Below are 23,251 nucleotides of genomic sequence, written 5' to 3'. Positions count from 1 at the left end.
TCTTTTTCAGAGTTTCCCTAGAAAGAACAAAGCCCCGCCAGCTTTCGCTGCGCGGGGCTTTGATCTTCCGAGGGCTTACTGCTCTTCAGTCTTCTTATCCCCATGGGACAAGCTGTACACATACGCCGCCAGCAAATGCACCTTGTCATTGCCTTGCAGTTGCTCCTGCGCAGGCATTTGGCCCTGACGACCCCAACGGATGGTCTGCTGCAGTTGGGCGAAGCTCGAACCGTAGATGAAGGCACCTGGGTGGGTCAGGTCAGGCGCACCCATGGCTGGGGTGCCTTTACCGGCCGGGCCGTGGCAGGCCACGCAGTTGGCGGCAAAGAGTTTCTCGCCGTTGGCCACATCGGCTTTCACGCCTTCGGGCAGCTTGCGGCCGTCGAGGTTGGTCACCACGAACGCGGCGACATCGCTGACGCCTTGTTCCTTGAGGATATCCAGCCAGCCCGGCATCACGGCATGGCGGCCCTTCATGATGGTTTCCTTGATGGTGGCGGGCTCGCCGCCCCAGCGCCAGTCGGCGTCGGTCAAGTTGGGGAAGCCATAGGCGCCTTTGGCGTCAGAGCCGTGGCACACCGAGCAGTTGGAGGCGAACAGGCGGCCGCCCATTTTCAAGGCTTGCGGGTCCTTGGCCACTTCTTCAATCGGCATCGATGCGAATTTGGCGAAGATCGGGCCGAACTTGGCGTCCGACTTGGCCATTTCCTTTTCCCATTCGTGCACGCCGGTCCAGCCGGTCTGGCCGTTGGCGAAGGGCGTTTGCTTTTCGGTGTCGAGGTAGTTGTAGCCCGGCAGCAGGCCTTTCCAGTTGCCCAGGCCGGGGTACAGCGCCAGGTAGCCGAGGGCGAAGATGATGGTACCGACGAACAGCATGAACCACCATTTCGGCAGCGGGTTGTCGTACTCCTCGATGCCGTCGAACGAGTGGCCGACGGTCTCGTCGGTTTGCTCGGCGCGCTGGCCCTTGCGGGTCGACAGCAGCAGCCAGGTCAGGGCGAAGATGGTACCCAGACTGAGGACTGTGACGTACAGACTCCAGAACGTAGTCATTCTTTGTTACTCCTAGAAGCTTGCTCGACGTGCTTGATGGCTTCGGGATCATCCGCAAAGGGCAGCAAGGTCGCGTCTTCAAACTCCGACTTGCGCTTGGGGCTGAACACCCACAACGCCAGGCCGATAAAGGCCACCATCACCACGACGGTGCCCAGGCCACGAATCATCCCGATATCCATGTAGGTCACCGTTTGCTTTTGATGATGGTGCCCAGGCCTTGCAGATAGGCCACCAATGCGTCCATTTCGGTCTTGCCCTTCACGGCTGCGGCTGCACCGGCGATGTCTTCGTCGGTGTAGGGCACGCCCAGGGTGCGCAAGACTTCCATCTTCTTCGCGGTGTCCTTGCCGTCGAGCTTGTTTTCCACGAGGAACGGGTACGCCGGCATTTTCGATTCAGGCACCACGTTGCGCGGGTTGTACAAGTGCGCACGCTGCCAGTCATCGGAGTAACGCCCGCCGACACGGGCCAGGTCCGGGCCGGTCCGCTTGGAACCCCACAGGAACGGGTGGTCCCACACACTTTCGCCGGCGACCGAGTAGTGGCCGTAGCGTTCGGTTTCGGCGCGGAACGGGCGGATCATCTGCGAGTGGCAGCCGACACAACCGTTGGCGATGTAGACGTCGCGGCCTTCCAGTTCAAGGGCGGTGCGCGGCTTCATGCCCTCGACCGGCTTGTTGGTCACGTCCTGGAAAAACAGCGGAACGATCTGGGTCAGGCCGCCGATACTCACGGCGATGACCATGAAGAAGGCCAGCAGGCCGATATTCTTCTCGACTACTTCATGCTTCATCAGTGGGCTCCCACAACGGCGATCTTGGCGGCGGCTTCGGCTTCTGCCGGGTCCGAGGCACGCACGGTGCGCCAGACGTTGTAGGCCATGAACAGCATGCCGGCGGCAAAGAACGCACCGCCCAGGGCGCGGACGATGTAGCCCGGGTGGCTGGCTTGCAGCGCTTCGACGAAGGAGTAGGTGAGGGTGCCGTCATCGTTGATCGCACGCCACATCAGGCCCTGGGTGATGCCGTTGACCCACATCGAGGCGATGTAGAGCACGGTGCCGATGGTGGCCAGCCAGAAGTGCGTGTTGATCAGTGCGACGCTGTGCATCTGCGCACGGCCGAACAGTTTCGGGATCATGTGATACAGCGCGCCGATGGAGATCATCGCCACCCAACCGAGGGCGCCGGCGTGTACGTGGCCGATGGTCCAATCGGTGTAGTGGGACAGCGAGTTGACGGTCTTGATCGCCATCATCGGCCCTTCAAAGGTCGACATGCCGTAGAACGCCAGCGATACCACGAGGAAACGCAGGATCGGGTCGGTGCGCAACTTATGCCAGGCGCCCGACAGGGTCATCATGCCGTTGATCATGCCGCCCCAGCTCGGGGCCAGCAGGATGATCGACATCGCCATGCCCAGCGACTGCGCCCAATCCGGCAGCGCGGTGTAGTGCAAGTGGTGCGGACCTGCCCAGATGTACAGGGTGATCAGCGCCCAGAAGTGCACGATGGACAAACGGTACGAGTAAATAGGACGTTCGGCCTGTTTCGGCACGAAGTAGTACATCATCCCCAGGAAACCGGTGGTCAGGAAGAAACCCACGGCGTTGTGGCCGTACCACCACTGGATCATCGCATCCGTGGCCCCGGCGTAGGCCGAGTAGGACTTGAACAGGCTCACTGGCAGCGAGGCATGGTTGACGATGTGCAGCATCGCCGTCACCAGGATGAAGGCGCCGTAGAACCAGTTACCCACATAGATGTGCTTGGTCTTGCGCTTGACGATGGTGCCGAAGAACACCACGGCGTAGGTCACCCACACGATGGCGAGCAAAATGGCGATCGGCCATTCCAGCTCGGCGTATTCCTTGGTGGTGGTGTAACCCAGCGGCAGGGTGACGATGGCGCTCACGATGACGGCTTGCCAACCCCAGAAGGTGAAGGCCGCGAGGCTGTCGGAGATCAGTCGCGTCTGGCAGGTTCGCTGCACGACATAATAGGAGGTGGCAAACAATGCACAGCCACCGAAGGCGAAGATCACCAGGTTGGTGTGCAGCGGGCGCAGGCGGCCAAAGGTCGTCCATGGCAAACCGAAATTCAATTCCGGCCAAACCAGTTGCGAGGCGATGAACACCCCGAGCCCCATGCCAAGGATCCCCCAGACCACCGTCATGATGGCGAACTGGCGGACTACCTTATAGTTATAAGCAGTCGGACTGATTGCTGTGCTCATTCTAAGGTTCCACGGTTTAGGTTTTTTTATAGGTAAAATCGGCCGCAAGTATGTAGAAAGCGAGGGGCCATTGCAACGCAATGGCTGACCTGTATCAATGCGTTCCACGCCAGATTCTGCGCCCTTTCCATGTTTCTCGTAGGGACAAAATCAGAAATCGAAAGCTGATCGAGTGGACAGGAAATTTTTGGGGTCGCAACGAATGTCGTTGCGTACGCCAGGATTGGTCCGCTGTGGGAACAAGCGTAGACCCGAAAGTGAGGAGGGGAAAGTTGTGCTGTGGAAGGGTGCGACACTTGGTCGCGTAAGTGAAAGCGACATAGGATCACTGTAGGAGCGAGCTTGCTCGCGAAGAACTCAAGAGCGCCGCGTTGATTCTGGATAAACGCTTCGCCCTCAGGTTCTTCGCGAGCAAGCTCGCTCCTACAGAAAAAGCGGCTGCCGCTCCTGATCGGTAGCGGCAGTAAAGGGTTACTGAGCGGGGCTTTCTGGCGTTGCGCCATCAGCGTTGTGGGACAAGCTGTAAACATAGGCGGCCAACAAGTGCACCTTGTCGTTGCCTTGCAGCACTTCCTGCGCCGGCATCTGGCCTTGGCGGCCGTGGCGGATGGTCTGCTGCAACTGCGCGAGGCTGGTGCCGTAGATGTAGCCGGCCGGCCTGGTCAGGTCTGGCGCACCCATGGCTTCCATGCCGTGGCCTTCCGGACCATGGCAGGCGACACAGGTGCTGTTGAACGCCGCTTTGCCGGCGGCCAGGTCGGCGCTGTTGTCGGCCGGCAAGGGCAGCTTGGCCACGTCGTGACGCACATAAGCAGCAACGTTTTTCACACCGTCGTCGCCAAGCATGTCACCCCAGGCCGGCATCGCCGCGTGACGGCCGTTGAGGATGGTGGTCTTGATCGCTTCGGCCGAACCGCCCCAGCGCCAGATGTTGTCCGCCAGGTTCGGGAAGCCAAACGCGCCCTTGGCATCCGAGCCGTGGCACACCGCGCAGTTGGAGGCGAACAGGCGGCCGCCCATTTTCAGCGCTTGTGGATCCTTGGCGACTTCCTCCACGGGCATGGCCGAGAATTTGGCGAAGATCGGCCCGAACTTGGCATCGGCCTTGGCCATTTCCTTGTCCCATTCCTTGGTCTGGGTCCAGCCGTCTTCATAGCCCGGCAACACGCCTTTCCAGTTGCCCAGTCCCGGATAGAGGATCAAATAGCCGACCGCAAACACCAGGGTGCCGGCGAACAGCATGAACCACCACTGGGGCAGCGGGTTGTCGTATTCCTCGATACCGTCGAAGGCGTGGCCCATGGTCTGGTCCACGCTGCCCTTGGTCTCGCCCTTGCGGGTGCCGATCAACAGCCAGGTCAGGCCGATCAGGCTGCCGAGGGTCAATACGCAGATCCATGTACTCCAGAATAGGGTCATGGCCGAGTGCTCCTTATTGCAGGCTCTTCTTGAGCGTCGGATGGAGAAGGTTCATCGGCGAACGGCAGCAGGCGGGCCTGCTCGAATTCCGCATTGCGCCGGTTGTTGAACACCCACAGCGACAGGCCGATAAAGGCGATGGCGACCACCAGGGTGCCAAGGCCGCGGATGGTGCCCGCATCGAATTCAAATCCCATGGCTCACCTCTTGCTCTTGATGGCAGTGCCGAGCACTTGCAGGTACGAAACCAGCGCGTCCATCTCGGTCTTGCCCTTGAGGCTGGCGACGGCGCCACTGATGTCGTCGTCGGTGTACGGCACGCCGAGGGTGCGCATCACTTTCAACTTGGTCTCGGTGTGGCTGCTGTCGACGGCGGCGGTGACCAGCCACGGGTAGGCCGGCATTTTCGACTCGGGCACTACGTTGCGCGGGTTGTACAAGTGCGCGCGGTGCCAATCGTCCGAGTAGCGCGCGCCGACGCGTGCCAGGTCCGGGCCGGTACGCTTGGAGCCCCACAGGAACGGGTGGTCCCACACGCTCTCGCCGGCGACCGAGTAGTGGCCGTAGCGTTCGGTCTCGGCGCGGAACGGGCGGATCATCTGCGAGTGGCACTGTACGCAGCCTTCGCGGATGTAGATGTCACGGCCTTCCAGTTGCAGCGCGGTGTAAGGCTTCATGCCCTCCACCGGCTTGTTGGTCACGTCCTGGAAGAACAGCGGGACGATCTGGGTCAGGCCGCCGATGCTCACGGCGAGCACCATGAGCAGCATCAGCAGGCCGACGTTCTTTTCAATCGTTTCGTGTTTCATCACAGACTCCTCAGGCCAGCTGCGCAGTGGTAGTGGCTTCGACGGGCTGCGCCGAACGCACGGTGCGCCAGGTGTTGTAAGCCATCAGGAACATGCCGCAGAGGAACACCGCACCGCCCACCAGCCGCACGATGAAGCCAGGGTGGCTGGCCACCAGGGTTTCGACGAAGGAGTAGGTCAAGGTGCCGTCTTCGTTGACCGCACGCCACATCAGGCCCTGGGCGATGCCGTTGACCCACATCGAGGCGATGTAGAGCACGGTGCCGATGGTGGCCAGCCAGAAGTGCGCGTTGATCAGGCCGAGGCTGTACATCTGCTCGCGACCGAAGACTTTCGGGATCATGTGGTACAGCGCGCCGATGGAGATCATCGCCACCCAGCCGAGGGCGCCGGCGTGCACGTGGCCGATGGTCCAGTCGGTGTAGTGGGAGAGGGCGTTGACGGTCTTGATCGCCATCATCGGGCCTTCGAAGGTCGACATGCCGTAGAACGCCAGGGACACCACGAGGAAGCGCAGGATCGGGTCGCTGCGCAGCTTATGCCAGGCGCCCGACAAGGTCATCATGCCGTTGATCATGCCGCCCCAGCTCGGTGCCAGCAGCACCAGGGACATCACCATGCCCAGCGACTGTGCCCAGTCTGGCAGCGCGGTGTAGTGCAAGTGGTGCGGGCCGGCCCAGATGTACAGAGTGATCAGTGCCCAGAAGTGCACGATGGACAAGCGATACGAATACACCGGACGCTCGGCTTGCTTGGGCACGAAGTAGTACATCATCCCCAGGAAGCCGGCGGTGAGGAAAAAGCCTACCGCGTTATGCCCATACCACCACTGCACCATGGCATCCGTCGCACCGCCGTAGAGGGAGTAGGACTTGGTCAGGCTGACCGGAATTTCCAGGTTGTTGACGATGTGCAGGATGGCCACGGTGATGATGAACGCACCGAAGAACCAGTTACCGACGTAGATGTGCTTGGTGTTGCGCTTCATCACCGTGCCAAAGAACACGATGGCGTAGGCCACCCAGACAATGGTGATGAGGATATCGATTGGCCATTCCAGCTCGGCGTATTCCTTGGAACTGGTGTAGCCCAGCGGCAAGGAGATCGCGGCCAAGACAATGACAAGTTGCCAGCCCCAGAAACAGAACGCGGCGATTTTCGGCGCGAACAGCTGGGTCTGGCAGGTGCGTTGCACCGAGTAGAAGGAGCTGGCGAACAGCGCGCAGCCACCAAAGGCGAAGATAACTGCGTTCGTATGTAATGGACGCAGTCTTCCGAAGCTGGTCCACGGCAAGTCGAAATTGAGTGCAGGCCAGACCAATTGAGCAGCGAGAAAAACCCCGAGCCCCATGCCGACGATGCCCCACACCACCGTCATAATGGCGAATTGGCGGACCACCTTGTAGTTATAGGCGGTACTTAAAGTAGTGTTCATGGTTCCCCATCCACGGTTCAACCCAAGCCAATGCGGCACTTGGGCTGGAGTTATAGGCAGACTAAAAAGCGAGGCAAGCATGGGCAAAGAGCACAAGGCCAGTATTGACGGGGATCAATGGGCGCAGTGTGTGCGGGAACGCGGGTGGTTGTGGGATGTCGCGTCGGGCGAGGCTGCGGGCAAACCGGTCACCCTGATCCTGGCCCACGGCGCCGGTGCGCCAATGGACTCCGGGTTTATGAATGACATGGCTGCACGCCTTGCCGGGCATGGCGTCAACGTGTTGCGCTTCGAGTTTCCCTACATGGCCCAGCGCCGGGTGGACGGCGGTAAACGTCCGCCGAATCCGGCGCCCAAACTGCTCGAAGCGTGGCGTGAGGTGCATGCCGAGGTGCGACGTCATGTCGCTGGGACGCTGGCCATCGGCGGCAAGTCCATGGGCGGGCGCATGGCCAGTTTATTGGCGGACGAATTGGGCGCGGATGGGCTGGTGTGCCTGGGGTATCCGTTCTATGCGGTGGGTAAACCGGAGAAGCCGAGGACTGAGCATTTGGCTGGGCTGAAGACGCCGACGTTGATTGTGCAAGGCGAGCGGGATGCGTTGGGCAATCGGGCGGCGGTTGAGGGGTATGCGTTGTCGCCGAGCATCGAGGTGATGTGGTTGGTGGCGGGGGATCACGACTTGAAGCCGTTGAAGGCGTCGGGGTTCAGCCATGAGCAACATCTGGAGGCAGCTGCGGCGAAAATTGCTGGGTTTATCGGCGCCTGTTAGGGCCCCTTCGCGAGCAAGCCCGCTCCCACATTCGACCGCATTCCAAGGGATGTACACGGTTAAATGTGGGAGCGGGCTTGCTCGCGAAAGCCGTCTACCGGTTGAAACGCTCAACCAGCGAATACTGGGTATTCGCGGTATGCGTCAGCTCTTCACTCAACTGCGCCGAATTCAACGCCTGCTCCGACGTCTGATCCGCCAGCAACGCAATGGTGCTGATGTTGCGGCTGATCTCTTCGGCCACCGAGCTTTGCTCTTCAGTTGCCGCCGCGATCTGCGTGGTCATGTCGGTGATGTGCGCCACCGCCTCACTGATCCCCACCAACGCCTGATCTGCTTCCATCACCCGCGCCACGCCTTCTTCGGCCTGGCGATGCCCGGCGTCCATCGTTTGCACGGCGGCACTGGCGGTTTGCTGCAGCTTGGCAATCAGGGCGTGGATCTGCCCGGTCGATTCAGCCGTGCGTTGCGCCAGTTGACGAACTTCGTCCGCAACCACCGCAAAACCACGACCCATTTCACCGGCACGTGCCGCTTCAATGGCCGCGTTCAGTGCCAGCAGGTTGGTCTGGTCGGCAATGCCTTTGATCACGTCGACGACGCCGCCAATCTCATCACTGTCCTTGGCCAGTTGGGTCACGGTCACGCCGGTCTCACCCACTGCAACAGACAGACGCTGAATTGCCTCGCGGGTTTCCCCGGCGATATCGCGGCCGCGACCGGTCAGGCGGTTAGCCTCCTGGGTCGCATCGGCGGTGCGCTGCACGTGGCTGGCGACTTCCTGGGTGGTGGCAGCCATCTGGTTGACGGCGGTCGCCACCTGTTCGGTTTCCACGCGCTGGCGTTCCAGGCCACTGGAGCTGTTATGCGCCAGGGTGTTGGATTGCGCGGCCTGGTCGTTGAGGTGTTCGGCAGTGTCCTGCAAGCGAGTAAGACAGGTCTTCAGACGTGCTTCCTGGCTGAGGATCGACATCTCCAACCGCGCTTGAGCGCCACGGCTGTCGGTGTACATCTGCGCGATCAACGGGTCGGAAGTGGTCTGCTCGGCCAGGCGCAGCAAGCGCTTGAGGCCGCGCTGTTGCCAGCTCAGGCCCAGCAGGCCCAGCGGCACCGACAGCCCCGCCGCCAGGGCAAAGCCCCAGTGGGAGTTGAGGGACGCGCCGATCATGAAGCTCAACTGGCTCACCAGGATAAACGGCAGCCAGTCCTGCAAAACCGGCAGCCACTTGTCCCGCTGGGGGATCGCCGACTTGCCCTGGTTGATGCGGTGGTAGAGCGCTTCGGCACGGCGGATCTGCTCGGCGGTAGGCTTGATGCGCACCGATTCGTAGCCGACCACCTGGTTGCCTTCGAAAACCGGCGTCACGTAGGCGTTAACCCAGTAGTGATCCCCGGTCTTGCAGCGATTCTTGACAATGCCCATCCATGGCAAGCCTTGTTTGAGCGTTGACCACATGTGCGCGAACACCGCCGCCGGAACATCCGGGTGACGGACCAGATTGTGCGGGGCACGCACCAGTTCGTCACGGGAGAACCCACTGATTTCGACGAAGGCGTCGTTGCAGTAGGTGATCACGCCTTTGGCATCTGTGGTGGAGATCAACCGTTGCTGAGCGGGGAAGGTACGTTCGCGCTGGGTAACGGGTTGGTTATTACGCATGGTTGTTCAATCCGCAAGGCTTTCAGGGGGTATCGGCAGCTGTCGGTGATTGTTGAGGAGGATTTTCTGAAAGGTACTTTGTTGGAGGCTTGCCCGGAAAAGCGACAGCACCCGCTAAGGCTCTAGATCAATGGAATCGGCGGTTTTAGGTGCAGATTGGTGAGGTGTAGGAATAATCACCAAGAAAAGTGACAAGTTCTACTGGAAGTGGCATTTGGCCAGAAAATAAGAATGATCACGTCAGTGGGAATGTTCCGCCTTTTCCTAGACATAAATGACCATTTGATAAAGAATACACTAGTTATTCTGTAAGAAAAAAACAGTATTTCCTCCCCAAAACGCCTTTGGCGATTTGACTTTTTTAGCTGAAAGACTCTAGTCACTTTTTTCGAGCAGGCGGCTTCGAGGGGGCGAGGGCTGCGGCGGAAATCTAGTGGCAATGCGTAAAGGAGTACAAAGTGACACTTGTTCCAGTCATTATCTGTGGCGGTTCGGGCAGCCGTCTCTGGCCGGTTTCACGTTCAGCACATCCCAAGCCGTTTATCGAGTTGCCCGATGGTGGCAATTTGATTCGAAAAACATACAGTCGTGCCTTGGCGTTGGACGCGGTGAGTGAAGTATTGACGATTACTAATCGTGATCTTTACTTCAAGACGCTTGATGAATATGGTGCTCAGGCGCCTCATTTCACGAACTTGAGTTTCGTCCTGGAACCGTTCGGGCGTAATACAGCAGCCGCAGTAGCATTGGCTGCCCAGGAAGTTGCACGCACTCATGGGCAGGATGCCATCATGCTGGTGCTGCCGGCCGACCACTTAATCGATAATCAGGCAGCATTCGCCACTGCTGTCTCAAGTGCGTGCGCGCTGGCCAAAGATGGTTGGTTGGTGACGTTTGGCGTGAAGCCTGAATACCCGGAAACCGGTTATGGCTATATCCAGAAAGATAACGACGGCCCTCTGGGTAGCGGTTTCAAGGTCAAGCGTTTCGTTGAGAAACCGGACCTCGAAACTGCCCAGGGCTATCTGGCGTCGGGCGAGTACTTTTGGAACTCCGGTATGTTCTGCTTCCGCGCCGGAACTTTAATTGAGCAAATGGCAGTGTGCGCACCGGACGTGTCCAGTGCCGTAGAACTGTGCCTGGCGGGTTCTGGCACGATGACCGGCAGCAGTCATCGCAGCCTGCATCTGGAGCCCGAAAGCTTTGCCAACGTGCCTGATATCTCCATCGACTTCGCGCTTATGGAGCGTTCGAGCAAAGTGGCGACGGTGCCTTGTGACATTGGTTGGAGTGATATCGGCTCCTGGAATGCCATGAGCGAGTTGTCTGCGGCGGATGAGCAGGGCAACCGCGTCGAGGGTGAAGCCATTTTTCACGACGCGAGCAACAACTACGTACGCAGTCAGCGCCGCTTGGCCGCCTTGGTAGGCGTTGAGGACCTCATCATTGTCGATACGCCGGACGCCCTGTTGGTTGCGCACAAAGATCATGCGCAGGACATCAAGGCGATCACGGCGCAATTGAAGAAAAATGGTCACCAATCACACTTGGACCACACCACCGTGCGGCGCCCCTGGGGCGCTTACACCACGCTGGAAGAGGGGCTGCGGTTCAAGATCAAGCGGATTGTCGTCAAGCCACAAGGCTCATTGTCGCTACAAATGCACCATCACCGTAGCGAACACTGGATTGTGGTGAGTGGTATGGCGCGAGTGGTTAACAATGATCGCGAGTTTCTGCTCAATACTAATGAATCAACGTTCATTCCCGCAGGTCATACACATCGTCTGGAGAATCCTGGGGTCATCGATCTGGTGTTGATTGAGGTGCAGAGTGGTGACTACCTGGGAGAAAACGACATCGTTCGGTTTGAGGACATCTACGGCAGGGTCGGAGGGTAAACGCGCAACTGTACGGGGAGGCGCTGAATGCCCGTTTTCTGCTTGTTTGCTTGTCTGCGTATGAAGGTGTGGGCCGCATTTAAGTGTTGCAACAAGTCAGGCATCTGTCTGGCTTTTTTTCAGGAGTCAGCGATGTTTGGGTTGTTTAGAAGCCTTTGGGAGTACCGGGGTTTCGTCTGGTCATCCATTCGGAATGAGTTTGTTGCCCGTTTTGCCCGGAGTCGCTTGGGCGGGCTGTGGATGATCATTAACCCACTGGCGCAGGTGGCGATATATGCGCTGGTTTTGTCCAATGTACTGGCAGCGAAGTTGCCAGGTATTGATAACAAGTATGCCTATGCGCTTTACCTGATGGCAGGAGTTTTAGCCTGGAGTTTATTCTCTGAAATCATCGGACGTTGCTTGACCCTATTCATCGATCAGGGAAACCTGATGAAAAAGATGCGGTTTCCACGTATTACCTTACCGGTAATTGCAGTAGGGTCTTGTCTGCTCAACTACGGGCTCTTGTTTGTTGCGTTGTTATTGGTTTTTGCACTTCTGGGACAATCTCTAACTCTGCACGTTTTCTGGATTGTGCCGTTGACGTTAGTCGTCACTGCGCTCGCGGTGGGCATTGGTCTGGTGCTTGGAGTCCTGAATGTATTTGTCCGTGATACTGGCCAAGTGGTCCCGATCGTTCTGCAAGCCTGGTTCTGGTTTACGCCGATCGTCTATCCCGACAACATCATTCCTGAAAGCTTCAAAGGGTTGATGGGATACAATCCGATGTACCCGATTGTGACCGCTTATCATGACGCATTGGTGCATTCGCGAGCGCCAAATCTTGATGGACTTATCGTGCCTGCGGTGATTGCAGTTGTACTTATGCTTTTGGGCTTGATGATGTTCAGGCGTGCAGCGCCAGAAATGGTGGACGTACTATGAGCCTTTTGAGTGTCAGTAATCTGGGTAAGGCCTACAGGGTGTATGCCTCGGAATTTCAGCGTATCGGTCGTTGGCTCGGCTTGCCGATAAAACCCAGTGAAGAGCATTGGGTGATAAAGGGTGTGAACTTCACGATTCACCCAGGAGAGTCGATCGGTATCGTTGGCCAGAATGGCGCGGGAAAATCAACGCTGCTAAAAATGATCACCGGTACGTTGCAACCCAGCGAAGGCAGTGTGCAGATCAATGGCCGCATTGCGGCCATCCTTGAGTTGGGGATGGGGTTTACGCCGGAGTTGAGCGGGCGACAGAACGTATTCCACTCGGCTGGCCTGATGGGCTTCAGCGCCGCCGAGATCGCGCAGGCAATGCCGGATATCGAGGCCTTTGCGGAAATTGGCGAGTATTTTGAAGAGCCCGTGAGAACTTACTCAAGTGGTATGCAAATGCGTGTTGCCTTTGCAGTGGCGACAGCGTTCAAGCCCGACCTTCTCATCGTCGATGAAGCGCTTTCTGTTGGCGACAGTTACTTTCAAGCCAAGTGCTTCAAACGTATCAAGCAGTACCGTGATGAGGGGATGACCCTGATTCTTGTCTCGCACAGTGCTGATGACATTGTGCGGCATTGTGAGAGAGCTATCCTGCTGAAAAACGGGCATATCGAACTCGATGGCCCTTCTCGGGAGGTTACCAATCGTTACCTAGATGAGTTGTTCGGCAAGAAGAAAGGCGTGGGGCATCAGGCCGACGTTGCCAGTCCCGGCCTTGTCCAAGAAGACTTCTTGAATACACACGATGTTTTCGCTACGCGCGGTGGGTATAACCCTGCTGAGTACCGCTGGGGACACGGTGGTGCAGCGATTTTAGATTATCTGCTGATTGTGGAGGGTGACCGATTTCCTTCCCGCATTGAAAGCAACTCAAACGCAGACTTTTACTTCAAGGTTAAGTTTGATGCGGATTTTGAAAGTGTGGTGCCGGGTTTTCTAATCAAGACAATTGACGGCATATTTTTGTATGGTACCAATTCATTTGTTTCCAGCCGTGGCCAGGCTGTTGTTTCGGTGCGTGCAGGTGATATCCGAATGTTCAGGTTTTCGCTGCCGCTTAATTTAAATGCGGGAGATTTCCTGGTGTCTTTTGGTATTTCGTCGGGCGACCCGTTGTCAGGCGACTTGCTACCCCTGGATCGACGATATGATTCGGTGATGGTGAAAATCAGCAGGTCTGTTCAGTTCTGGGGTATCTCCGATATGGGGGCAACGTTTGATGTCGAGTACCCGGAGTCTCCAAGCGATAAGGTCGCAGCCCATGATTGAGCAATTGGTAGCCGAGTTGCCAGAGGTTTATCAGCCGATCTTTGGTCGCTCCGATCTTTCGGATCATGTTTCACGTCCGTGCGCTGATCGGCTGGATGTTATTGCGCGCATCTATGACGCTCTGCAGGCTCATCTCGGCCGCCCTCTGAGAGTCCTGGACCTGGGCTGTGCCCAAGGCTACTTCAGCCTTAGCCTTGCCAGCCGCGGGGCAGCGGTTCGAGGGATCGATTTCCTGGATAAAAACGTCGCAGTATGTACCGCGCTTTCTCAAGAACATCCGCAATTGGATGCGACCTTTGAAGTAGGCCGGGTTGAGGATGTTATCGATCGTTTGGAGCCTGGCCAGTACGATCTGGTTTTGGGGCTGAGTGTTTTTCATCACGTGATTCACGAACGTGGGATCGATGAGGTGAAGCGGCTTTTTCAGCGTGCTGCCGAAATGTCTGGTGCACTGATTCTGGAAATCGCTTTACGAGAGGGCGATCTTTACTGGGCTGCCTCTCAACCTGAAGAGCCAAGGGAGTTGTTGGAGTCGGTTCATTTTGTCCGCGAAATGGCTCGTTGTCAGACACATCTAACGAGCGTGCAGCGCCCTCTGTATTTTGCCAGTAACTGCTATTGGACTGTCGACGGAAAAGCGGGAGCGTTTGATGCGTGGCGCAGTGATTCCCATGCACTGGCGAAGAATACCCACGAGGGAACGCGTCGCTATTTTTTTGGGGCACAGGAAGTCATTAAGTTGTATCGTTTTGTGGACGGGCGTGCAGACCACAATCGTATTGAGTTTCATCGCGAAAAATTATTTTTGACCGGAGCACCGCCAAACTATCCAGTTGCCGAGCTGATTGCCCTTTCAGAGGGTGAAAGCGAAGGTTGGGTGGTTATGCAGAGGTTTCATGGCGATCTGTTGTTGGATGTACTAAATGATGCATCCCTGGATCGAAAGAAGGTTCTTCGGGAGGTGTTGGAACAACTTTCCGCCCTGGAAGCCTTTGGTCTTTACCACAGTGATTTTCGGGCGTGGAACGTTATAGTGGCGCCAGAAGTCGGCGCGCGAGTTATAGACTATGGTGCCATATCGCAGGATTTCAAAGACTGCGTTTGGCCCAACAATATTTACTTGTCGTTTATGGTGTTTGTTCATGAGTTGGCAACGGGGCACGTTGTCGACCCATCACCGATCAGGCAAATAACGATCGCTCCCTTTAATCTGCCACAGCCTTTCCGTAGTTGGGCGACTGGATTGTGGGCCGTACCGGTGCATCAGTGGAGCTTTCGTCTGATGCTTGAGCATCTCGACGAATTAAACGAATCACCCAATGACGGCAGTGCCGAGAAGACAGAAGATCTTTGGATGCAGGCGATTGAGGAAGCGCTTGATCAGCACAGCGGTTACATAAAAAACTTAGATGGAAAATTGCTGGGGAATAGTTACGAAATGGAAGCGCAACTTGAAAAAGTGCGAAATCGCTTGGAGCAGGTGGCCGATATCGCTTTAGATGCTCAGGGGGGGATGAGTGGGTTTGAGCGTCGTGCGATATATAGTGAAGCCGTAGCCGAACAACAGCGGCTCCAGCTGCAAGAGGCAGGATTTCGAATTCAGTCGGCCGAGCGTCGTAGCCATGAAAACGATCTGGCATTGCGAGAGAGTATTAATCGGGCGGCGCAGGCCGAGCTTAAGCGTGTTTCGGCTGAAGCATTGAACGATGTGTTGCGTGATCAGGCCAGGCATGTAACCAATGAACTGTTGGAGCTCTACAAGAGGCATCAGCAGGTGACGATGCAATTTGAAATTGAAAAGCAGCATCGAATGGCCCTTGAGGATCAAATCCACGGGTTCAGAGTTCACGCCGGCAAGCTGGAGTTCGATAGCCAATCACTCCCAGAGGCGGTGCAGGGGCACACGCAGGTTGAGCCTGTCTTAGGCTGCTCTGAGGGCTTGTCGGGTCAGGTTGAGGCTCTGAATGAACAACTGGCTCTGGCAGAAGATCACAGGCGTCATTTAGCCGATGAGTGCCGGTCCAGTCTCGCCCGCATAGGCGAACTCGAAGCCCGGATACAAGAGCTGAGCCACCAACTGGACTTGGCGATGGGCAATACTCATCATTGGTGGCTTCAAGCTACTGCCCATGAAGAACATGTGGGCGTACTGCTCAAGAGCACCTCATGGAAAATCACTTCCCCACTGCGCTTTTGCGTAAGGGCCGGTGTTTGGACGGTCAAACTGCCCGTTCGTGGAGTGAAGTTCGTGGCGCGTTCAGTGTTGATGCGCTTGCTGCGTTACGTGTTAAGGCGCCCTGCTCTCTATGGGCGGCTGAGCAACACGATAAAAAAATACCCGCGTATTGCACGTTATTTGAAGCAAGCGGCAATGCATGGCGGCCTCGTGGCAGATCGACGAGAGCCAGCAAGGTCCGGTGTTTTGATTTCACCTGTGCAGCCCATCGAAGTGGATGTCGATAATCTGAGCCCGCGAGTATCGGGTGTTTACTCTGAACTTAAAGATATTATGCGGCGTAAGGATACCCACTGATGCGTATCGTCATTGATTTGCAGGGTGCTCAATCAGAAAGTCGGTTTCGTGGCATTGGCCGTTACTCCCTTTCCTTGGCGTTAGCCATTGCCAGGAAAGCGGGGAACCATGAAGTCTGGATTGTCCTAAACGGTCGAATGCCCGAAAGTATCTTGGATATTCAGGCTGCTTTTTCAACGTTAATTCCCAAGGAACGAATTCGTGTGTTTGATGTGCCCGACGAATTAAGTTCGGTTTGGGTGTTAAGTGCGGCAGAAGTTGTTAGGGAGGAGTTTATCAGCTCGCTCGTACCTGACGTTGTCTTGATCAGCAGTCTCTTTGAAGATCCTGGGGTAGGGGCTGTGACTTCCGTGGGCGCGAGCGCTCGAGACTATAAAACAGCGGTTGTGCTTTATGATCTGATACCTCTTCTCAATAAAGATGTGTACCTGCCCACCCAGGCGCTGCGTGATTACTACTGTAAGAAGATCGAATGGTTGGAGCGCGCCGATGCGTTACTGGCCATCTCTCAGTCTTCTTGCGATGAGGCCGTTGAGTACTTGGAAGTGCCGCGTGAGAGTGTGGTGAATATTTCTGCTGCCATTGGTGAACAGTTTTATCCCAAGGTTTTCACAGGAGAGACAGCGGCAAAGTTTTTGCAGCGCATGGGTATACATGAGAGGTTTGTACTGTACGCGCCAGGAGGATTTGACCCGAGAAAGAATTTCTCCCGGCTATTGGAAGCGTACAGCCTTCTCAAGCCTGAGTTGAGATCCGTTTATCAATTGGTTATCGCCAGCAAATTACATGATTTGCAGCGAATTGAGTTATTGGATCTGAAAGAAAAGTTTGGGTTTGAGATACATGAGCTGGTCTTGACAGGCTATGTCACGGATGAAGATCTCGTATCGCTTTATTCGCTTGCATCGCTGTTTGTTTTTCCCTCCACACATGAAGGATTTGGCCTGCCCGTCCTCGAAGCCATGGCGTGTGGCGCGCCAGTGATTGGCTCAAATTGCAGCAGTGTGCCGGAGGTTATTGGGCTCGACGAAGCACTTTTCGATCCGCTATCAGTAAACTCGATCTCTGCAAAAATCAGTCAGGTCTTGGAGGACGACCAGCTTCGTTGCTCCTTGATTGAACACGCAAAAGTCCAGTCAAGAAAGTTTTCTTGGGATGAAACTGCGACTAAGGCAATTGCTGCAATAGAGCGCTTGGGGACTTCGTTGGAAGACTCGAAGCATTATGAGTTTTCACAGCGAGCATTTCTGGAAGGCCTGCTTAACTTGCCTCACTGTCAGCCAACGGACAGGCAACTAGCAAAATTATCCAGTTGTATTGCTTTCAATTTTCTGGGGCAGGCTAAGAGGCAACTGCTTCTGGACGTTTCCAGTATTGTTCATTCTGATGCGAAATCGGGTATCCAGCGGGTGGTTCGCAGTTTGTTGCAAGAGCTTTTAAGTGCGCCGCCTGAAAGGCTTTCAGTTCGCCCGATATATTATCGTGCGGGCCGCTACTATTACGCCGATGAGTTCGTAGGAAGAGTATTTTCGGGAAGTGAAAGCGCATCAGATGCCCCGATTGACTATTCTCAAGGCGATATCTATTTGTCTTTGGATTTGACAATGCATCTGGCGGATGAACTCTATCCGCTCCACGCGAAAATGCGTTCCAGTGGCGTCGAGATAAAATTTATTGTCTATGACTTGCTGCTCGTGCATCGGCCTGATTGGTGGCCGGCACCGACAGCAGATTATTTTACAAACTGGCTTAAACGGATCACTGACGTCGGGACTGGGCTAATTTGTATCTCCGAGGCAGTAGCTCAGGAGCTGACACATTGGGTGGCTTTCAACTGCCCTGCTAGACGTGATGGTGGGCCTCAAGTGAGGAGTTTTCATTTGGGGGCAGATATTGCCAGCAGCATGCCTTCGGCTGGATTTCCCAAGGATGCCCAAAAGGTGCTTGCTCAGTTGAAAGCACGTCCCAGCTTCTTGATGGTGAGTACGATTGAACCTCGTAAAGGGCATGCTCAGACCATTGCCGCTTTTGAGTCGATGTGGGCGGAAGGTCTTGACGCGAACCTCGTCATTGTCGGGAAGCGCGGTTGGTTAGTCGACGCGTTGATTAGCAAAATCGAACAACACACAGCTTTAAACGTGCGACTTTTTTGGCTTGAAGGGATCAGCGATGAATACCTCGAAAAGGTCTATGCCGCGTCAACATGTTTGATTGCAGCCTCTGAGGGCGAGGGCTTTGGCCTGCCGCTTATCGAGGCGGCACAGCACCATTTGCCGATGATCGCCCGTGACATTCCCGTTTTCCGCGAAGTGGCGGGGGATCATGCTTTCTATTTTGAAGGGCTCACACCGCCATCACTGGCTAATGCCTTGAGAGAGTGGCTGGGGCTGTTCAAGCTAGGTGAGCATCCACAATCCGTGAATATGCCTTGGCTTACTTGGGAGCAGAGTGCCGACCAGTTGAAACAGGCGGTATTTCAGTGAAGAGGCTAAGTCTTTTTATTAGCGAACTTGCCGAGCAATTCGAGCGTTCAAGATTAAACACAGCATAACTAGGGAGCTACGCATGAAAAAAGCAATTATCACTGGCATCACCGGTCAGGACGGCGCCTATCTTGCTCAGCTCTTGCTGCAAAAAGGTTATACGGTCTTCGGTACTTACCGCCGTACTAGCTCGGTCAATTTCTGGCGCATGGATGAACTGGGTATCACCCAGCACCCGAACCTGCATCTGGTTGAATATGACCTGACGGATCTGTCCTCTAGTATCCGTCTGCTGCAGACTACTGCAGCGACCGAGGTTTACAATCTCGCCGCCCAAAGCTTCGTGGGTGTGTCTTTCGACCAACCGGTGACCACCGCCGAAATCACGGGGGTGGGTGCTGTCAATTTACTGGAGGCGATCCGCATCGTTAACCCGAAGGTGCGTTTCTACCAAGCCTCAACCTCTGAAATGTTCGGCAAGGTCCAAGCCATCCCGCAGGTTGAGACAACACCGTTCTACCCACGCAGCCCTTATGGTGTCGCCAAGTTGTATGCGCACTGGATGACCATCAACTACCGAGAGTCCTACGGTATCTTCGGGACTAGCGGCATCTTGTTCAACCACGAGTCGCCACTGCGCGGGCGTGAGTTTGTAACGCGCAAGATTACAGACTCTGCCGCCAAGATCAGTCAAGGCAAGCTGGACGTCCTGGAGCTGGGCAACATGGATGCCAAGCGCGATTGGGGGTTCGCCAAGGAGTATGTTGAGGGTATGTGGCGGATGCTTCAGGCCGATGAGCCGGATACTTTTGTACTGGCAACCAACCGTACTGAGTCAGTTCGTGATTTTGTTTCTCTGGCGTTCAAAGCCATTGATGTCCATCTCGACTGGAAAGGCGAGGGCGACCAAGAGCACGCGATAAATACCGAAAATGGTAAGACGGTGGTTCGGGTCAATCCGAAGTTCTATCGACCGGCCGAAGTCGAACTATTGATTGGTAATGCTGAAAAAGCCAAGACTGTGCTTGGCTGGGAGCCCAAAACCACTCTGGAGCAACTCTGTCGGATGATGGTCCAAGAAGACCTGCGCCGTAATGAGCAGGGTTTTTCCTTCTGAGTCCTGAAGAGCGTATTCACTTGCGCTCCAATCGGCAGGTTCGTGTTTGAACCCGCTGTGTCCTATTTATGTTGTTCAGGCCAAGGGTGAATAGCGGTGAAACATGTTCTGTTGACCGGGGCTAATGGCTTTGTCGGTAATGTACTGTTAGACCAGCTGTCGGCAGGCTATCGGGTGAGTTGTGCTTGTAGTGTTCTCAATCCGTCACCCCGCGCGGGTGTCGAGCAGGTTGTGCTGGATATTCGGGATCCGATGGCCTGCGTAGCAACCTTGGAGCGGCTCAAGCCCACCCATATTGTCCACCTGGCCGCCATCTCTCATGTGCCGACCAGTTTTCGCGACCCCCTGCTGGCTTGGAATACCAACGTCATGGGGAGTTTGAATTTACTGGAAGCCATCAAGCAAAAGGTGCCGGATGCATTCGTCGTATTCGCCAGTTCTTCGGAAGTATATGGGGAAGCGTTCAAATCGGGCGCAGCGTTGGGTGAGAGCAGCCCGTGTTTGCCGATGAACCCTTACGCCGCCAGTAAGTTGGCTGCGGAGTTGGCATTTGAACAGTACTTCAAGCAAGGCATCCGAGGTGTCATCGCGCGCCCTTTCAATCACATTGGTAGCGGCCAGTCTCCTGACTTTGTAACGGCTTCGTTTGCCCGGCAGATCGCCTTGATCGAAAGCGGCAAGCAAGCGCCTGTCATGCAGGTTGGCAATCTTGAGGCATGTCGCGATTTTCTGGATGTGCGTGATGTGTGTGCCGCTTACCTGCAATTGCTTGAGCTGAGTGACGGCCGTGAACACCCGCGTGTGTTCAATATCGCCTCGGGACAGGCACGCAAGATCAAGGAAATTCTCGATGAACTGATCAGCCAAAGTACGGTTGCCATTTCGGTTGAGCTTGACCCCCAGCGCTTGCGCCCGTCGGATATTCCGTTCGCTGTTGGCAACTGCGAGCGTATTCGAGAGGTGCTTGGCTGGCAGCCAAGTATCCCACTGAAGAAGACATTGGCCTCGCTGTTGGCTGACTGGCGCATGCGCGTGGTGACTGAACAATGAACGTGTTGATGGGAGCCGAATCGTTGCAGCCGCCGCTCACCGGGATTGGAAACTATACGCTCAATCTACTGAGGGAGTTTCAAGGGCTGCCCGCCATAGACGCTGTGGAATGCTTTGACGGTGTTCGATTCTCACCGGCAGAAGAGGTCTTGAGCAGGCAGGTGTCCTGTGTAAAACCCAGTGGCGGATGGAAAAGCAAGCTCCGCAGTTCTGTGCGCGCATTGCCTTTGGCTTATCGCCTCAAGGCGACCTGGTCAGGAGCGCGATTTCGACAGGGCGACGGTGCACGTCGAGACTTTGTCTATCATGAGCCAAACTTTATTCTCAAAGATCATGAGGGGCCTGCCGTTACCACCGTGCACGACCTTTCGTTCGTCAGTCATCCGCAATTCCATCCTGCGGAGCGTGTTGCCTGGTTGAGTCGCCAATTGCCTCGTACGCTAGACCGCGCCAACTTTGTCATTACCGATTCGGAAATTGTTCGTACTCAGTTGATCGAGCAATTCAGCGTGCCGCCCGATCGTGTTGCAGCGATATATCTGGGGGCGGATGCTCGTTTTATCCCGCGACCGGAAGAGTCGACTGAGTCGGTTCTTTCTCGATACGGTCTTGTTCATGGTCGCTATTTGGCATTTGTGGGAACTATTGAGCCGCGTAAAGGCCTCTCGGTCTTGCTGGATGCCTGGGAGCGCTTGCCGGTAGCGGTGCGTCGCAATTGGCCGTTGGTGATTGCCGGTGCTCCGGGTTGGCAAAATGCAGCGTTGATAAATCGCATCCTGGCTTTTCAGGCCAATGGCGAAGTTCGGTTTCTTCAATTTGTAAGCGATGATGATTTACCGTTCATATACGCGGGCGCTACTGTGTTTGTATACCCCTCGATTTATGAAGGGTTTGGCCTGCCGGTACTTGAAGCGATGTCCTGTGGGGTACCGGTTATTTGTGGCATTGGCACATCGATGGCCGAATTCGCTGAAGGGGCGTGCTGCCTTGTTGATGTCGAGCAGGCTGAATCGTTGGCTGCCGCTATTTTGGCGTTGGTAGAGAATCCTGGATTGCGCATTCAAATGGCGAGTGAAGGCCAGCGCCAGGCAAGTCGATTCTCTTGGTCACGATGCGCGCAGGAAACCCTTGATGTTTACGTCAAGGCGATGGAGTCTTCGTAACGTGCGCTTCAAAAAAATTATGCGGTAGCAGAGCCTAACCCATCAAATATGCTTCTAAAGCCGATATAGGTGTTTTTTGAAAATACTACATTTTTACAAGACCTTTGCCGCTCATCAACATGGTGGGGTAGAGATGTTCATCCGCCATTTGACCCATGCTACAAGTCGGCTCGGATGTGAAAACGTTGTACTTTCATTGACGCCCGACGGTGCATCAACGGAAGACGGGCCTGACTACCGATTGGTTCATGCCAAGGAGAATTTTAACCTTGCATCAACGGGAGTGTCGTTTTCATCTTTTAAGATTTTCTCTGAGTTGAGCAAGTCTGCGGATATTGTTCACTATCATTTTCCTTGGCCATTTATGGATGTCGTCCATTTCGCCACACGCGTGAAGAAACCGACTGTCGTCACTTATCACTCGGACATCGTTCGCCAAAAAATACTTAAGTGCCTTTACAGTCCTTTGCAAAGTGCCTTTTTGAACAGCATGGACGCTATCGTGGCGACCAGCCCGAACTATCTGGAAAGCTCGCCGGTCCTGGCTCGTTATCGTGATAAATCGACGTATATTCCAATTGGTTTGGAGGAGTCTATGTATCCAGGTCCGGAGGCAGAAAAAGTTGAAGAGTTGCAACAGCGACACGGTCGGTTTTTCTTGTTTGTAGGTGTTCTTCGTTACTATAAGGGGCTGAAATTCCTGCTGCAAGCTATAGAAGGCCAGGGTTGGCCCTTGTTGATTGTAGGGGGCGGGCCACTTGAGCGAGACTTGATGCAGATGGCGGCTGAACGTAATTTGCATAATGTGCAGTTTATTGGGCAGGTCAGCGAACAAGAGAAAGTGAATTTGATCCACGCCTGTTATGCGGTTGTGTTCCCTTCACACTTGAGGTCAGAGGCATTTGGGATAAGCCTGCTCGAAGCTGCGATGTTTGGAAAACCCATGATTTGTAGTGAGATCGGCACGGGAACCAGCTTTATAAATCAGCATGGAGTTTCTGGTTTGGTCGTGCCACCACGTGATGCGCTGGCCATGCGTGTCGCAATGAGACAGTTGTGGGAGTCCTCGGCACTAGCTGCACAGTATGGCAAAGCTGCCCGCGTACGCTATTTGAAGATATTCACCTCCCAATCAATGGGGGACGATTATATGAGAGTTTACTCGGAATTAGCCAGGTCTAGCGAAGAAAACGCGAGACTCAAAGAGCGCAGTGCTCGCTCTTTATGAAGAAGGTAACTCTCTTCAAGTGAACTGGCTTGGGTTAACTAATAACATGGATTTGCCGGGGACTTAATGGAAGTCTTTGGCTGGCAGTCTGGATAAACGGATAAATTTCAATATGACTATTGATCATCAGAATCAAATCTTGCT

At 55.4% G+C, this 23,251-nt stretch carries 19 protein-coding genes; 10 read left to right on the top strand and 9 right to left on the bottom strand.

The window, feature by feature from the left end:
• Window positions 1-75: 75 nt before the first annotated feature.
• The 8 genes from ccoP (HX793_RS18615) to ccoN (HX793_RS18580) form a co-directional block, all read right to left on the bottom strand.
• Complete coding sequence (gene ccoP, locus HX793_RS18615; protein ID WP_177052436.1) at window positions 76-1,053, bottom strand: cytochrome-c oxidase, cbb3-type subunit III; 978 nt, start codon at window positions 1,051-1,053, stop codon at window positions 76-78.
• On the bottom strand, window positions 1,050-1,235 hold the full coding sequence (locus HX793_RS18610) for a CcoQ/FixQ family Cbb3-type cytochrome c oxidase assembly chaperone (RefSeq protein ID WP_003175465.1): 186 nt from the start codon (window positions 1,233-1,235) through the stop codon (window positions 1,050-1,052). Before HX793_RS18610 ends, ccoP (HX793_RS18615) begins: the two co-directional genes overlap by 4 nt.
• A gap of 5 nt (window positions 1,236-1,240) precedes the next feature.
• Window positions 1,241-1,849, bottom strand: a complete 609-nt coding sequence (gene ccoO / locus HX793_RS18605; RefSeq protein WP_003193167.1) for a cytochrome-c oxidase, cbb3-type subunit II — start codon at window positions 1,847-1,849, stop codon at window positions 1,241-1,243.
• Window positions 1,849-3,291: a cytochrome-c oxidase, cbb3-type subunit I gene (ccoN, locus tag HX793_RS18600; protein WP_016979311.1), complete on the bottom strand. Its 1,443-nt coding sequence runs from the start codon at window positions 3,289-3,291 to the stop codon at window positions 1,849-1,851. The genes ccoO (HX793_RS18605) and ccoN (HX793_RS18600) overlap by 1 nt, the downstream gene beginning before the upstream one ends.
• 471 nt (window positions 3,292-3,762) lie before the next feature.
• A complete protein-coding gene (gene ccoP, locus HX793_RS18595; RefSeq protein ID WP_177052437.1) occupies window positions 3,763-4,710 on the bottom strand; it encodes a cytochrome-c oxidase, cbb3-type subunit III in 948 nt (315 codons plus the stop codon).
• Window positions 4,707-4,907 carry a cbb3-type cytochrome oxidase subunit 3 gene (locus HX793_RS18590; protein WP_010208563.1) on the bottom strand — a complete coding sequence of 67 codons (201 nt, stop codon included), beginning with the start codon at window positions 4,905-4,907 and terminating at the stop codon, window positions 4,707-4,709. Before HX793_RS18590 ends, ccoP (HX793_RS18595) begins: the two co-directional genes overlap by 4 nt.
• Before the next feature lie 3 nt (window positions 4,908-4,910).
• Entirely contained in the window at window positions 4,911-5,519 is a 609-nt protein-coding gene (ccoO, locus tag HX793_RS18585) for a cytochrome-c oxidase, cbb3-type subunit II (protein WP_017735321.1), read from the bottom strand.
• Window positions 5,520-5,529: 10 nt separating this feature from the next.
• Window positions 5,530-6,954, bottom strand: coding sequence for a cytochrome-c oxidase, cbb3-type subunit I (ccoN, locus tag HX793_RS18580; protein WP_177095721.1), 1,425 nt, complete (start codon window positions 6,952-6,954; stop codon window positions 5,530-5,532).
• 79 nt (window positions 6,955-7,033) lie between these two features.
• Here ccoN (HX793_RS18580) and HX793_RS18575 point away from each other — a divergent pair, with 79 nt between their 5' ends.
• A complete protein-coding gene (locus HX793_RS18575; RefSeq protein ID WP_177095719.1) occupies window positions 7,034-7,726 on the top strand; it encodes an alpha/beta family hydrolase in 693 nt (230 codons plus the stop codon).
• Between the two features lie 94 nt (window positions 7,727-7,820).
• On the opposite strand, the gene HX793_RS18570 is transcribed toward HX793_RS18575, so the two are convergent.
• Window positions 7,821-9,386, bottom strand: coding sequence for a methyl-accepting chemotaxis protein (locus HX793_RS18570; RefSeq protein WP_016979316.1), 1,566 nt, complete (start codon window positions 9,384-9,386; stop codon window positions 7,821-7,823).
• Window positions 9,387-9,844: 458 nt separating this feature from the next.
• Between HX793_RS18570 and HX793_RS18565 the strand changes: the two genes are divergently transcribed.
• The 9 genes from HX793_RS18565 to HX793_RS18525 all read left to right on the top strand — a co-directional run bounded on the left by HX793_RS18565 (window position 9,845) and on the right by HX793_RS18525 (window position 23,107).
• Entirely contained in the window at window positions 9,845-11,287 is a 1,443-nt protein-coding gene (locus HX793_RS18565) for a mannose-1-phosphate guanylyltransferase/mannose-6-phosphate isomerase (RefSeq protein WP_177052439.1), read from the top strand.
• A 132-nt stretch (window positions 11,288-11,419) separates the two neighbouring features.
• Window positions 11,420-12,214 (top strand): ABC transporter permease, encoded by a 795-nt coding sequence (locus tag HX793_RS18560; protein WP_177052440.1) that lies wholly within the window; start codon window positions 11,420-11,422, stop codon window positions 12,212-12,214.
• Window positions 12,211-13,533 (top strand): ABC transporter ATP-binding protein, encoded by a 1,323-nt coding sequence (locus HX793_RS18555; RefSeq protein WP_177052441.1) that lies wholly within the window; start codon window positions 12,211-12,213, stop codon window positions 13,531-13,533. Before HX793_RS18560 ends, HX793_RS18555 begins: the two co-directional genes overlap by 4 nt.
• A complete protein-coding gene (locus HX793_RS18550; RefSeq protein ID WP_177052442.1) occupies window positions 13,526-16,066 on the top strand; it encodes a methyltransferase domain-containing protein in 2,541 nt (846 codons plus the stop codon). Before HX793_RS18555 ends, HX793_RS18550 begins: the two co-directional genes overlap by 8 nt.
• Window positions 16,066-18,549: a glycosyltransferase family 4 protein gene (locus HX793_RS18545; protein ID WP_177052443.1), complete on the top strand. Its 2,484-nt coding sequence runs from the start codon at window positions 16,066-16,068 to the stop codon at window positions 18,547-18,549. The genes HX793_RS18550 and HX793_RS18545 overlap by 1 nt, the downstream gene beginning before the upstream one ends.
• Before the next feature lie 82 nt (window positions 18,550-18,631).
• The gene (gene gmd, locus HX793_RS18540; protein WP_177095717.1) at window positions 18,632-19,666 is read left to right on the top strand and encodes a GDP-mannose 4,6-dehydratase; all 1,035 of its coding nucleotides are present in this window, start codon (window positions 18,632-18,634) and stop codon (window positions 19,664-19,666) included.
• Between the two features lie 96 nt (window positions 19,667-19,762).
• Window positions 19,763-20,716, top strand: a complete 954-nt coding sequence (locus HX793_RS18535; protein WP_177052445.1) for a GDP-mannose 4,6-dehydratase — start codon at window positions 19,763-19,765, stop codon at window positions 20,714-20,716.
• On the top strand, window positions 20,713-21,879 hold the full coding sequence (locus tag HX793_RS18530) for a glycosyltransferase family 4 protein (protein WP_177052446.1): 1,167 nt from the start codon (window positions 20,713-20,715) through the stop codon (window positions 21,877-21,879). Before HX793_RS18535 ends, HX793_RS18530 begins: the two co-directional genes overlap by 4 nt.
• A 76-nt stretch (window positions 21,880-21,955) precedes the next feature.
• Window positions 21,956-23,107 carry a glycosyltransferase gene (locus HX793_RS18525; protein WP_177052447.1) on the top strand — a complete coding sequence of 384 codons (1,152 nt, stop codon included), beginning with the start codon at window positions 21,956-21,958 and terminating at the stop codon, window positions 23,105-23,107.
• Window positions 23,108-23,251 lie beyond the last annotated feature (144 nt).

The sequence above is a fragment of the Pseudomonas reactans genome, assembly GCF_013387025.1.
Lineage (GTDB): Bacteria > Pseudomonadota > Gammaproteobacteria > Pseudomonadales > Pseudomonadaceae > Aquipseudomonas > Aquipseudomonas reactans.
Note: the sequence above shows the minus strand (reverse complement) of the source record. Positions and strands in the feature narration are given on the sequence as shown.